The sequence below is a fragment of the Haloarcula ordinaria genome (genome assembly GCF_029338275.1).
GTDB lineage: Archaea > Halobacteriota > Halobacteria > Halobacteriales > Haloarculaceae > Haloarcula > Haloarcula ordinaria.
In genome coordinates this window covers 1,276,600-1,288,893 of record NZ_CP119789.1, presented here as the reverse complement: position 1 = coordinate 1,288,893, position 12,294 = coordinate 1,276,600, and the positions used below count along the sequence as shown (strand labels likewise).

At 65.6% G+C, this 12,294-nt stretch carries 15 protein-coding genes, 1 tRNA gene and 1 pseudogene; 11 read left to right on the top strand and 6 right to left on the bottom strand.

Features of this window, described 5'->3' with window-relative positions; genetic code table 11:
* Positions 1 to 46 precede the first annotated feature (46 nt).
* Positions 47 to 526, top strand: coding sequence for an RNA-binding protein (locus P1L41_RS06815; protein ID WP_276298113.1), 480 nt, complete (start codon positions 47 to 49; stop codon positions 524 to 526).
* A gap of 93 nt (positions 527 to 619) precedes the next feature.
* Here the strand turns inward: P1L41_RS06815 and P1L41_RS06810 are convergent, their stop codons facing one another.
* Both P1L41_RS06810 and P1L41_RS06805 read right to left on the bottom strand, forming a co-directional pair.
* Positions 620 to 835, bottom strand: a complete 216-nt coding sequence (locus tag P1L41_RS06810) for a hypothetical protein (protein ID WP_276298112.1) — start codon at positions 833 to 835, stop codon at positions 620 to 622.
* 69 nt (positions 836 to 904) lie between these two features.
* Positions 905 to 1,426, bottom strand: a complete 522-nt coding sequence (locus P1L41_RS06805; protein ID WP_276298111.1) for an archaemetzincin family Zn-dependent metalloprotease — start codon at positions 1,424 to 1,426, stop codon at positions 905 to 907.
* Positions 1,427 to 1,465: 39 nt separating this feature from the next.
* On the opposite strand from P1L41_RS06805, the gene P1L41_RS06800 reads away from it, so the two are divergent.
* The 6 genes and pseudogenes from P1L41_RS06800 (at position 1,466) to P1L41_RS06775 (ending at position 4,410) form a co-directional block, all read left to right on the top strand.
* Positions 1,466 to 1,876 carry a UPF0146 family protein gene (locus P1L41_RS06800; protein WP_276298110.1) on the top strand — a complete coding sequence of 137 codons (411 nt, stop codon included), beginning with the start codon at positions 1,466 to 1,468 and terminating at the stop codon, positions 1,874 to 1,876.
* Positions 1,877 to 1,895: 19 nt separating this feature from the next.
* The gene (locus P1L41_RS06795) at positions 1,896 to 2,762 is read left to right on the top strand and encodes a TIGR01548 family HAD-type hydrolase (protein ID WP_276298109.1); all 867 of its coding nucleotides are present in this window, start codon (positions 1,896 to 1,898) and stop codon (positions 2,760 to 2,762) included.
* A gap of 42 nt (positions 2,763 to 2,804) precedes the next feature.
* Entirely contained in the window at positions 2,805 to 3,194 is a 390-nt protein-coding gene (locus P1L41_RS06790) for a hypothetical protein (protein WP_276298108.1), read from the top strand.
* 50 nt (positions 3,195 to 3,244) lie between these two features.
* A pseudogene (gene npdG, locus P1L41_RS06785) lies at positions 3,245 to 3,909 on the top strand (NADPH-dependent F420 reductase).
* A gap of 47 nt (positions 3,910 to 3,956) precedes the next feature.
* A tRNA-Val gene (locus tag P1L41_RS06780) sits at positions 3,957 to 4,030 on the top strand.
* 212 nt (positions 4,031 to 4,242) lie between these two features.
* On the top strand, positions 4,243 to 4,410 hold the full coding sequence (locus P1L41_RS06775; RefSeq protein ID WP_276298107.1) for a hypothetical protein: 168 nt from the start codon (positions 4,243 to 4,245) through the stop codon (positions 4,408 to 4,410).
* Between the two features lie 99 nt (positions 4,411 to 4,509).
* On the opposite strand, the gene dpsA is transcribed toward P1L41_RS06775, so the two are convergent.
* Positions 4,510 to 5,055, bottom strand: coding sequence for a DNA starvation/stationary phase protection protein DpsA (gene dpsA / locus P1L41_RS06770; RefSeq protein ID WP_276298106.1), 546 nt, complete (start codon positions 5,053 to 5,055; stop codon positions 4,510 to 4,512).
* 344 nt (positions 5,056 to 5,399) lie between these two features.
* Between dpsA and P1L41_RS06765 the strand changes: the two genes are divergently transcribed.
* A complete protein-coding gene (locus tag P1L41_RS06765; protein ID WP_276298105.1) occupies positions 5,400 to 6,623 on the top strand; it encodes a CBS domain-containing protein in 1,224 nt (407 codons plus the stop codon).
* Positions 6,624 to 6,635: 12 nt separating this feature from the next.
* Here the strand turns inward: P1L41_RS06765 and P1L41_RS06760 are convergent, their stop codons facing one another.
* Both P1L41_RS06760 and P1L41_RS06755 read right to left on the bottom strand, forming a co-directional pair.
* Entirely contained in the window at positions 6,636 to 7,508 is an 873-nt protein-coding gene (locus P1L41_RS06760; protein WP_276298104.1) for a universal stress protein, read from the bottom strand.
* A gap of 8 nt (positions 7,509 to 7,516) precedes the next feature.
* Positions 7,517 to 7,936 (bottom strand): universal stress protein, encoded by a 420-nt coding sequence (locus tag P1L41_RS06755; RefSeq protein ID WP_276298103.1) that lies wholly within the window; start codon positions 7,934 to 7,936, stop codon positions 7,517 to 7,519.
* 157 nt (positions 7,937 to 8,093) lie between these two features.
* Here P1L41_RS06755 and P1L41_RS06750 point away from each other — a divergent pair, with 157 nt between their 5' ends.
* Positions 8,094 to 8,243: a DUF7557 family protein gene (locus P1L41_RS06750; protein WP_276298102.1), complete on the top strand. Its 150-nt coding sequence runs from the start codon at positions 8,094 to 8,096 to the stop codon at positions 8,241 to 8,243.
* A 57-nt stretch (positions 8,244 to 8,300) separates the two neighbouring features.
* Here the strand turns inward: P1L41_RS06750 and P1L41_RS06745 are convergent, their stop codons facing one another.
* Positions 8,301 to 8,828 carry a DUF6789 family protein gene (locus P1L41_RS06745; protein WP_276298101.1) on the bottom strand — a complete coding sequence of 176 codons (528 nt, stop codon included), beginning with the start codon at positions 8,826 to 8,828 and terminating at the stop codon, positions 8,301 to 8,303.
* A gap of 117 nt (positions 8,829 to 8,945) precedes the next feature.
* Here P1L41_RS06745 and coxB point away from each other — a divergent pair, with 117 nt between their 5' ends.
* Entirely contained in the window at positions 8,946 to 9,734 is a 789-nt protein-coding gene (gene coxB, locus P1L41_RS06740; protein ID WP_276298100.1) for a cytochrome c oxidase subunit II, read from the top strand.
* Positions 9,731 to 12,292, top strand: coding sequence for a cbb3-type cytochrome c oxidase subunit I (locus P1L41_RS06735; RefSeq protein WP_276298099.1), 2,562 nt, complete (start codon positions 9,731 to 9,733; stop codon positions 12,290 to 12,292). Before coxB ends, P1L41_RS06735 begins: the two co-directional genes overlap by 4 nt.
* The last annotated feature ends 2 nt before the right edge of the window (positions 12,293 to 12,294 follow it).

Sequence of the window (12,294 nt, the reverse complement as noted above, 5' to 3'; positions counted from 1 at the left end):
CCGCGGGTTCGTTACGCTTACCCGCCGGCCCCGCACAGACACGGGTATGGAAGTCAAATCCCGCCACCATCTCCGTTCGGACGAGGTCGGCAGCATCACCGACGCGCTCTCGGCCAACCTCGGCGTCGAGCTGGACGCCGACAGTTTCGAGAAGGTCGAGTTCGCGGACAGCGACTGGGACGTCGTCCTCGTGGACGGGGACCCGCTCGTGCTCTACATAGATGAGGAGCCGTTCCTCACCGTCCAGGGCGCGAACGCCCATCCCCCACAGAAACACGTCGTGACCGTCGACGCCGGCGCCATCTCGTTCGTCTCCGACGGCGCGGACATCATGCGACCGGGAATCACCGAGGCCGACGCCGACATCAGCGAGGGCGACCTGGTCGCCATCAACGAGGAGACCCACGGGAAGTTCCTCGCCGTCGGCCGGGCGATGACCGACGGCGACGACATGGTCGGCGAGAGCGGCAAGGTCGTCCAGTCCATCCACCACGTCGGCGACGAACTCTTCGAGTTCAGCATCTGAGCGACACTGGCGGCGCTGGGTCGACGGAAAACAGTAAAACGGTGCCACAGTCCGGTTCTGGAGGGTTGGAGGGTGCGTCGACGGTGGCGCTATTCAGGCCGCAGGGTCGGACGTGTCACCCGTCTCGGCACCGGCAACGGCGTCGTCGAGGCCGTCGGCGACGTCCTCGTCGTCGAACTCGTCGTCCGGTCGCAGTTCGCGGTCGGAGGGCCCGTCGTTCTGCTGTTCGGTGACCGATTCGCCGCCAGTGACCGAGACGAAGATGTCGCCGAGTTCCTTCGCGCGGTCGCGGGATTGACTCTTACTCATCGCAATTACATGTAGCGGATGAGAGAACCTATCCGAGTTACCTAACACGTTAGGTGAATTCCGGCCGGCTCAGAGGACGTCACGCTGACAGGAACCACAGAGCGACGCCTCCTTGACGTCGACCTGTCTGACCGTCGGCGAGAAGTTCATCACGCAGCGCTTGTTGTCACAGTGCTCCAGTCCGATGGTGTGGCCGATCTCGTGGACGATCTCCTTCCGGACGCGGGCCGAGAAGATTTCGCTGGCCGAGCGGTTCGAGAACCCGCCGTCTGAGGAGGTCTGCAGCCGATAGGTCGAGATGACGCTGCCGGAGCCACCGAGGTAGGCGAGCCCGAAGACGTAGTTCCGGCGGCGGTAGAACAGGTCCATCGGCGTGATGCCGATGTTCTTGTCGCCGGCCCCGACCCGGCGGACGAGGTCGATGAGCTCCTCGGCTCGATACTGATCTCGGTCGGCGTCGTACGCACCCTTCGGGATGGGCTGTGGTTCGTGCATGGAGACCTCGCAGTCGTAGACGGACCGCAATCCATCGGAGGCCTCCCGCTTTACCTGGGCGGAGACCTCGCCCACGGGTACGATATCGACGTGCATGCGAACGTATATGCGACGCCGTCTCATAAATATCCCGACGTGAACGACCCCGAGACAGAACTGGTCAGCCGGCTGTTGTCTGTCGATTCTGTCGTCGAGGTCGGGGTGGGGAATCGGCCCGGTGTAGCCGGCAGGCTGGCCGCCGAGGGCGTCGCAGTGACCGCGACCGACATCGACCCGCGGCCGGTTCCCGACGGCGTGCGGTTCGTCGTCGACGACGTGACCGACCCGGACCGCTCCGTGTACGCCGGCGCGGACGTCGTCTTCGCACGGAACCTGCCGCCAGAACTGCACCGTCCCACACGTGCGGTCGCGCGGTCGGTCGACGCAGCCTGCTGGTTCACGACGCTCGGCGGGGACCCGCCAACGGTGCCGGTGGACACGGAGCAGCTCCCCGGTGGGGAGACGCTGTACCGGGCGACCGGCAGAGATGGGAAGGTGCTTGAATGAGCGGCGTGTTCGGCCAGCCATGCACGTAGACGCGGTCGTCCTCGACATCGACGGCGTGCTCGTGGACGTGGCCGACTCCTACCGGCGGGCTATCCTCGAGTCCGTCGACCGGGTGTACGGCGACACCATCGAGCGGGCCGACGTCCAGCAGTTCAAGGACGCGGGCGGGTTCAACAACGACTGGATGCTGACCGACGCGGCGGCGCTGTTCGTCCTCGCCGACCGGGAGGGTGATATCGGCACCATCGCCGAGTTCACCGACGCCATCGCCGAGCACGGTGGGGGACTGGACGCCGCGAAAGCGGTCGTCCGGGACCGACTCGACGACGCGAGCGCCCGAGCGGTGTTCGAGGCGTGGGACAGCGACCGGCTCCGGGACGTGTTCCAGGCCTTCTATCTCGGAGCGGACCTGTATCGGGAGATAGAGGGCGGTGAGCCACCGTTCGATGCGCCGGGCTACATACACGACGAACCGAAGCTGGTCTCGGCCGACACGCTCGAGGCGCTCCAGTCGCGCTACCACGTCGGTGTCGTGACGGGGCGACCGGCCGCCGAGGCCGATATCGCACTGGAACGGGTCGGGCTCGACGTCCCCGACGACCATAGGTTCACGATGGACGACTGGGCGGAGGGGAAACCCCATCCGTACGCCCTCCTGACCCTCGCGGAGCGCTTCGGCGCCGAGCGGGTGGGGTTCGCCGGCGACACGCTCGACGACATCGAGACGGCAGTCAACGCCGACGCCGAGGACGAGGAACGGGTGTACTACGGTATCGGCGTCCTGACCGGCGGCCTCACCGGCGAGGCGGGGCGGGAGAAGTACGCCAGCGCGGGCGCCAGCGCCGTCGTCGACTCCGTCGAGGACCTGCCGGACCTGCTGGAGTGAGCGAAACGGCAGGGATTTCTGCGCCGACGAACAGGTCGAGCTATGGGTCGGTTGTCGCTGGTCGGCTGGTCGCTCCTGGTGAGCGTCTGGGCCGGCATCGTCGGTGGGGTGGCCGTCTACATCCCGAGCCTCGACGTGGCCCAGCTGTACACCGTCGGCTTCCAGCTCGTCGCGTGGCCCGCCGCCTACTGGACGATGCGTGAACACCGGGACATCTTCGACGACGCCCACCGACCGGGTCGGTTGGCCATGTTCATTCTCGTGTTCTTCTTCGCGACGGTGAGCCTGGCGACGGTCGCGAATCTCGCGCTCGGGCACACGAGTCTCGCCGGGATACTCGTCCAGCTTGCCACGTTCGTCGCCGGACTGGCCACCGCCCTCTACGTCGCGTACGGCGGGGGGTTCGACTGGGCCTGGGAGACCTACACGTAATCGAGGTCGGTCGCACAACGCTTATTCGCCGGACACTCCACTCAGTCGACATGGACATCGCATTACTCGGCGGCACCGGCGACATCGGACAGGGCCTCGCGCTGCGCTGGGCGGCGGACTCCAACCACACGGTCATCATCGGGTCTCGGGAGGCCGAGAAGGCCGACCAGATGGCCGAGGAGTACGAGACGGAACTCGACAGCCGCGGCCGAGACGTCACGGTCGAGGGGCTCTCGAACCTCGATGCCACGGCCCGGGCGGACGTCGTCGTCGCGGCCGTCCCCGCGTACCACCTCACGGACACCGTCGAATCGGTCGCCGACGAGCTCGGTGACGCCGTCCTCGTCTCGCCCGCCGTGGGGATGAAACGCGACGAGGACGGGTTCCACTACAACCAGCCTGGCGTCGGCAGCGTCACCGAACTCGCGGCGAACGCCGCGCCCGACGACACCCCCGTCGTCGGCGCGTTCCACAACCTCGCGGCCGGTCGGCTGGCGAACCTCGACGCCGAGCCGACTGGGACACCGTCGTCGTCGGCGACGACGGCGACGCGAAAGACACGGTCAGCGAACTCGCAGAGGCCATCGAGGGCCTCAGGGCCCTCGACGGCGGCCCCCTCTCGAACGCCGCAGAGGTGGAGGCGGTCACGCCGCTGCTCATCAACGTCGCCCGCCACAACGAACGGATGCACGACCTGGGCGTGAAGTTCTGGTAGTCTCAGAGAGAAAGCGTTATTCCCGACGGTCGAAAACGACGTAGTGCGGGTCCGTGGTCTAGTTGGTTATGACGTGGCCTTTACAAGGCCGAGGTCGGTGGTTCGAATCCGCCCGGACCCATAGATTCTGCCACGAACGAGCCGTGAGTGGCGAATCTATCCGACGGGCGGTTCGAACCCTGCGGGACGAACGCAGTGAGTCTCGCTTCGGTTCGAATCCGCCGAGCGAACGGAGTTCGCTCGAGCCCTGTGTGCACGTTGCTCGCACAGGACGCCCGGACCTGCCGAGACGAACCGGACCATTTTTATTTTAGGTCTGCCTAATCGCTCGTAATGGCCGCTGGCACACAGTCCACCACCAGTGATGATGCGAAGGCAGAGACGCCGGAGACGCCCGAGATATCCTTCTGTACGAGCTGTCCGGGGAAATCGGTCTTTCTCGAAGCCGGGAACTCGGACGGGTGGATTTCGAGCGAACTGACCGTCGACGTACGGCGATAACAGAGACGACGGTGTGCCAGGGCGGACGGCGGGCGTGACTCTCCAGAGCAACCGGCGACTCGACGCGGGAAAACGGGTGGGCTGTCAGTCGGTGGTCGCTCAGTTCGTCGCCGAGTCGACGACGAGCGTGTCGTCTTCGAGGTAGTGGTCGATGACGTGGGCGTGTTCTTCGACCTCGATGAGCTGTTCACGGAGCATGTGGGCGGTTCCGTGGTCGCCCAGGCCCGCCGCGAGGTCGATGTGCTCCCGGTAGCTCTCGAGGATGTCGCCGTACATCTCGAGGTCGTTCTGCAGCGAGGTCCGGATGTCGTAGACGTCCTCGTCCTCCGGTTCGACGGTCGCTACGTCCGACAGCGTGGCCATGCTCGCGTGGGGCACCCCGCCGAGCGTCTGGACGCGCTCGGCGATCTCGTCCGCTGCTTCTTCGACTTCCTCGTAGGCCTCCTGGAGGAAGACGTGGATGTCCCGGTGCTCCGCACCTTCCACGTTCCAGTGGTGCTTGTGGAGCTGGTGGTAGAGGACGTACGCGTCGGCGAGGTCCGTGTTCAGCGCGTCGATGACCTGTTCGGCTTTCTCCTCGTCGATACGGAGCGGGTTCTCGCCGACCGTCTGTGCTGCTTTGCGAGCGCTTTTCTGGGAACTCATTGCAGTATATCCGTACGTGCGTCAGGCACTTATACCTACCAGTAGGACAACACTTTTAGGTCGACCAAACTTCGGGTCGGTCCCCATCCTATGATTCCCGGAACACCAGGCCCGGCCGTTTCGACCACGGTCGTCGCCGTCGGTAGTCGACCCCGTACTCGTCAGGGAAGCCACCACAGCAGCGAGAGGTGGCCGGACGAACGCGTCTCAGCCGCACCCCGAATCTCACGGGCCGAGAACCATCGGCGGGTATTTGCTGCCGTGCGACGAAGTCTCATCTGAGGGCAACGATAGTTGCCAACAGCGTCGTACAGCCGTCGACTACAGCGGAAACATGGAAATTCATGGATATCGCAGCAATCGTTTCGGAAGACTACACCGAGTTCAGCCCGGAGACGCGCGTCTCGAAGCTCGTCGGCGCCTTCGACGACCCCACGCTCAAGGGCGTCGTCGTCCACGGTGACGAGTTCGAGGGCATCGTCACCCGCCGGCAGCTGGCCGGGTCCCACCACCCGCCGGACGAGAAGGTCGGCTCGCTCGTCTGGCACGTGCCTCGACTGCGCGCGGACGAGGACATTCGCGCCGTCGCGCAGTTGATGATAGACAGCGACACGCAACTGCTCCCCGTGTTCGAGGGGGAGACGCTGACGGGCATCGTCACCGTCGACGGGATTCTCGAGGCGGTGATGCCGTTCCTCGACGCGGCGACGGTGCGCGAGGCCGCGACGTCGGACCTCGTCACCGTGGCACCGGAGACGACGCTCGGCGAAGCGCTCCACGACTTCCGGGAGCACCGTATCACGCACCTCCCGGTCGTCGAGGACGACGACCCCGTCGGCATCGTGAGCCTCTACGACGTGACCGAGCTCACCGTCCGGGAGGCCAGACAGAGTCAGGGCGGCGACGCGAGCGGGCAGGACTCCTTCGGCGGGTCGCTCGCGGCCAGCGCCAGTCGAAGCCGTGGCGGCGGCTTCGGTGCCCGGGAGGGTGAACTCCAGCGGGTGCTCGACCTGCCAGTCCGTGACGTGATGGTGGCGCCGGTCCGGACCATCGACCCCGACGAGACGCTCGACGTGGCCGTCGAGGCGATGTTCGACCTCGGTGGCTCGTCGCTCGTCGTCACCGACAACGGCCACCCGTACGGCATCGTCACCAAGACGGACGTCCTCGACGCGCTCACCTGGGAGGCCGGCGGCAACCGGAGCGTCCAGGTGTACGGCACCGACCTGCTCGACGACGTGCAGTACGAGGACATCGTCGAGATGGTCGACAAGTTCGACGGGCGCGACCGGGAGATGACGGTCCTCGACGCGAAGATACACCTCCACGAGCACGACGAGAAACTCCGCGGGACGCCGCTGTTGCTGGCTCGCATCCGTCTGCACACCGACCAGGGCCTCTACATGGCATCGGGCGAGGGATACGGCGCGAGTCACGCCCTCAACGAGGCCCGGGACGTCCTCGAACGACGGATTCGCGACCGGAAGACCCGCGGCAAGAGCAAGAAGCCACGGAGCGAGGAGTTCTGGGAGAAACGCTTCGGCTGGCTGCTGGAAGAAGCGGACTGACGGGGCGAGGGGTCAGTCGTCTCGCGTCCCCGGAATCGCGAGGACCGGGACGTCGGACAGTCGGATGACGCGACTGGTGACGCTGCCCAGCAGGTAGCGCTGGACGCCGGTCCGGCCGTGGGTCCCCATCGCGATGCAGTCGATGTCGTGGTCGTCGGCGTACGCTCTGATGGCCCGGTGGGGCGTGCCGGTCGTGACGGTCGTCTCCACCGACGAGAGGCCGGCGTCGCTCGCGACTTCCTCGAGGTCCTCGAGCAGTCCGGCCCCGGCCGCTTCGAGCGAGTCGAGGATTCGAGCCGTGTCGACGTCGCCGTAGATTGCCGCCGGGTTGACGACGTTGAGGAGGTGGAGCGTCGCACCGGTCAGGTCGGCCAGTTCGATAGCGTGGTCCACGGCGGTTCGGGCACAGCGACTGCCGTCCGTCGGGACCAGTATCGAGGAGAAGTCCGGGTCGAGGACCGTCTCGGCGTGGACGGTCAGCACGGGCACCGGGGACTCACGGACCGTCCGCTCGGCGACGCTCCCGAAGACGACTCGGTCGACCCCGCTCCGGCCGTGTGTGCCCATGACCAGGCAGTCGACGTCGTGGCGCTCGACGTAGGCGAGGAGCGCCCCGTGGACGGAACTGCCGGCCTCGACGATGGCCGTCGCCACTTCGAGCCCGGCATCGGCTGCGGCCTCCGCTATCTCGGTCACCGCGGCCTCGGCGCCGCTCGCGAGGGGGCTCGCGTCCGCGTCGTCCGTGCCCGGCGGCAGTTCGCCGAGTTCGCTGACGTGGACGACGTGCAGCGTGGCGTCGAAGCGGCCGGCGAGCGTGATCGCCACCTCGGCCGCGGTGTCGGCGACGTCACCGCCGTCGGTCGGAATCAGAATCTGGTCGTACATCGTCGTGGTCAGGGCTCTGCTGTCACGACGACCACGTCACGGTCGTACGTACTGGCCACCTTCTTGCCGACGCCAGAGAAGTGCTCCTCGTGGTCGCCGTGTTCGCCGACGACGATGACGTCCGCATCGACCTCGTCGGCGTACTCGAGAATCGTCTCGTGGGGGACGCCGTGTCTCGTCTCCCCCTCGACGACGATATCTCGACCGTCGGCCATCTGGGTCACCTCGTTGACAGAGACGACGGCGTGGTCCTCGGCGTAGATGGTCGCCAGTTCCGCGGAGCTGAGCGCCGGGTCGTCGAACTTCTGGCGGTCGACGACACAGATGACGTGCAACGGGCTCTCGTGCTCCTCGGCCAGGTCGATCGCCCTGTCGGCTGCTTTCCGCGCGTACTCGCTCCCGTCGGTGGCAAGGAGGATACTGCCCATACCAGTCGTACAACTCGAAGTGAATTAACTGTTCCCCGAAACGTTTCAGATAGAGAGAGGTCGGTATCCGTCTGCAGCCACTGCTAGCGTGCACCTACCGGTTATTTGTCCATGCGGCATCTATCTACCAGCACCGGGAACAGTGTTCCCGATTGCCATGACATACACGCTCGAAATCAGCGACGACCTGCGAGAACGGCTCGAGACCCACCTGGAGGACGACGAGACCTACGAGGAGTTCATCGTCGAGCTGGTGTCGATGTACGAGACGGAAGGCGCGTTTCTGCAGGAAGGGTACTCGGAGTGAGTCCGTGCCGGGCCGGGGCGGCCCGGTCCGGCCACGAGACAGACGGGCCCGGGGCGCTCAGACGATGGAATCCGGCCGGGTCATGAAGTAGTTGAACACGACGCCGAGGCCGATGCCGTAGACCACGTGGGCAACCAGCGTGAGCAGGGCGTACAGGACCAGCGAGAGGCCGCTCTGTCCCGTGTAGAAGGCGAGGACGAAGCCCGTCCACATCGCGGCCCCGAAGAAGGCCCCGCTGACGGGGTCGCTCCGTCCGGGGAGGTACGCCTTCAACGACGCGAAGAGGAGTGGCCAGGGTAACATCCCGCCGCCGAGGAAGATGAGGTACCCGAACAGCACCTCCGGGACGAGTCCGTCCAGGCCGACCAGCTCCGTCAGGATGGCGAACGCGGAGCGGTCGAAGGCACCGACGGACTCGGCGACCAGGAAGACGACGCTCATCATCGCCGTACCGACGAGCCCACCGGCGGCTCCGACGAGCCCGTCGCCGATGATACCGACCAGGCTGTCGAACTCGTTTTCGTCGGGCACGGCCGGCTCGTCGTTCATTGCCGGGTCGTCGACGCCCGGAGACGGGTCTGCCATGTCATGGTATTACATACCATCAGATAAAAAAGTTCGCTCGTGGAATAGGTTACGCGAGATTACTTATCCACTCGTTGTCCACAATGACTAATACATGGTACCTTGAACGTCACCTTGATGTCGAGTCACACGCTACCACACGTCACGGCGTTTCCGCTCCACGGAGGGGACGTCAGGGCGCCGGCGGACGTGTTCAACAGTATCTTCGAGGTCTTCCTCGTCCTCGGAGCGGTAGTGGGCATCGTCGTGGTCACCTACACGATGTACCACGCCGTCAAGTATCGGGAGTCCGCGAGCGAGGAGGACCCGTACACGGACAAGGTCGAGCGGCCGCAACTGGGCGAGAAACCCACCGGGGGGACCGGCGGACGGAAGGTGTTCTACTCCTTTGGCATCAGCGCCGTCATCGTCATCTCGCTCATCGCGTGGACGTACACGACGCTGCTGTACGTCGAGAACGGGCCGGACGACGACCGTGCGGACATCGACGCCATCGATATCGACGTCGAAGGGTTCCGCTTCGGGTGGGCATTTACCTACCCCAACGGGCACGAGACCAACACGCTGGTCGTGCCACAGGACCGGGTGATCAGATTACAGGTGACGTCCTCGGACGTCTTCCACAACTTCGGCATCCCCGAGCTGCGCGTCAAGACCGACGCTATCCCCGGGCAGACCACCACCGCGTGGTTCACCGCCCCCGAGACGGGCGAGTACGAGGCCAAGTGCTACGAGCTGTGTGGCAGCGGCCACTCCGTGATGGTCGCGCCGGTCGAGGTCGTCACCCAGTCCGAGTACGAGGAGTGGTACAGCGACACGCAGGCGAGTTCGAACGGGACGAGCGGTAACGAGACCGCCGCGCTCGCCCCGAGCGGGACCGCCACAGTCGGAGGTGCGCCGGCATGAGCTACGACCACGGCCTGCCGCCGAAGTCGTCGATCAGCCGGTGGTTCCTCACGACCAACCACAAGGACATCGGCATCCTCTATCTCATCACGTCGATCTTCTTTTTGGTCTTCGGCGGCGTCCTCGCACTCCTGTTCCGCCTGGAACTGCTGTCCCCGGGCGCGGACCTGCTGGGGTCGATGGGCTACAACCAGGCCGTCTCGACGCACGGCCTGCTGATGGTGTTCTGGTTCATCTCCCCCTTCGCCTTCGGCTTCGCCAACTACCTCGTCCCGCTCCAGATCGGGGCCGACGACCTCGCCTTTCCCCGGCTGAACGCGCTATCGTACTGGCTCTACCTGTTCTCGGGCATCCTGGTCGGCGTCTCCTTCTTCCAGGGTGCGACGTTCGCCGGCGGGTGGACGATGTACGCGCCGCTGAACACGCCCGCCTACATCCCCGGCGAGGGACTGGGCGCGACGTCGGTCGTCCTGGCGCTCATCATGTTCACCGCCGCGGTGACGATGGGGTCGGTCAACTTCCTGACCACGATGTACCGCATGCGGGCCGAGGGCCTGCGGATGCGCGACATCCCCATCTTCTCGCTGTCGATCAACCTCACCGTCTGGATGATGCTCTTTGCCTTCGCGGCGCTGCTGGCGGCCCTGATGATACTGGCCTCGGACCACGTCATCGGGACGACGTACTTCCAGTTCGCCAACGACGGGACAACGCTCGGGACGAGCGCGGAGAACCCCGGCGCGTCGCTGCTGTGGGCCCACCTCTTCTGGTTCTTCGGCCATCCGGAGGTGTACATCGTCTTCTTCCCGGCGCTGGGCGCGATGGCAGAGATCTTCCAGACGTTCACCGGCCGTCGCCTGGTCGGGCGCAAGTGGTTCATCATCTCGATGGTGCTGGTCGCCATCCAGTCCTTCATCGTCTGGATGCACCACATGTTCCTGACCGGCATCAACCTGCCAATCAAGACCATCTTCATGGCGACGACCATCGGCATCTCGCTGCCCTTCGACCTGATGGTGTTCTCGCTCATCTACACGATGGCGAAAGGTCGCGTGCGGTTCAAGACGCCGTTCCTCTTCGCGCTCGGGGCCCTGCTCCTGTTCATCCTCGGGGGCATCACCGGTGTCTTCCTCGGGGCCATCGTGCTGGACTACCAGTTCCGGGGGACCTACTGGGTGGTCGCACACTTCCACTACGTGATGTTCGGGGGCGCGACGGCGCTCATCGGGGCGCTGTACTACTGGTACCCGAAGATGACCGGGAAGATGTACAACGAGTTCCTCGGGAAGGTCCACTTCGCGGCGTTCTTCATCGGTTTCAACGTGCTGTACTTCCCGATGTTCATCGCCTGGGAGACCCCGCGGCGGGTCTTCGAGTACCCCGCTGACCTGACCATCTGGCACAACATCTCGACGATCGGCGGGTTCATCCTCGGGGCGAGCATGCTCGTCATGTTCTACAACCTCTTCGTCAGCATCTGGCGCGGCGAGGACGCCGGGGACAGCCCCTGGAAGTACGCCTCGACGGCGGAGTGGGCCGTCCCCTCGCCGCCCGACCTGGAGAACTTCCCCGGCCTGCCGTCGTACGCGAACGGGTCGCTGGAGTTCCTCGACGACGAGGACGTCGCCGAGCGGACCGGCACGTCCACCGGTGGCGCGGGCGTCGCGGCCGACGGGGGGCGGGCCACCGACGGCGGGACGGCCCGGAACATCCGGGCGGTGACCGCCACCGCGACGCCGACGGCAGCGGCCCACGAGACCGGCGGTGGGGAACACGCCAGTCACGCGAGTTTCTGGCCGTTCCTCGTCAGTCTCGGGGGCTTCATCGCGTTCCTGGGCCTCTCGGGCGTCCGGACCGGGAGCGTGGTCTACGTCGGCATGGCGGCGGTCGGCAGCCTGGCCACCTTCGGGTCGCTGGTGGGCATGACCCGCGAGCCGTTCCACGCCCCGGAGATGGCCATCGCAGAACGGTGGCCGTTCGACAGCGTCGAGAAGATGAAACTCGGGATGTGGACGTTCCTCGCGAGCGACGTCGTCCTCTTCGGCGGGTTCATCGGCTCCTATGCCTTCGTCCGGGTGGCCTACGGCTGGTCGGACTGGCACCACGACCTCATCCCCGCCGAGCACGTGACGATGCCGGGGCTCATCAACACCTACCTGTTGCTCACGTCGAGCTTCCTCGTCGTGCTGGCGATGGTCGCGGCCAAGCGCAACCGGCGGAAGTTGACGACCGGTCTTATGGCTGGCACCTTCGCGCTGGGCGTCGGCTTCCTCATCAACAAGGGTATCGAGTGGAACCACCTGTTCCACATCTCCACGGAGGCGTTCCCGAACGGATGGAACCTCTCGACGAACATCGGGTCGTCGACGTTCTACCTGACGACCGGGCTCCACGGGGCCCACGTCGTCATCGGGCTCATCATCTGTGGGTACATGACAATCCGCGCCTGGAACGGGGCGTACCAGGGTGACGACAAGCCCATCGAGTACTTCGGGCTCTACTGGCACTTCGTCGACATCGTCTGGCTGTTCCTGTTCCCGCTGTTCTACATCCTGTGACC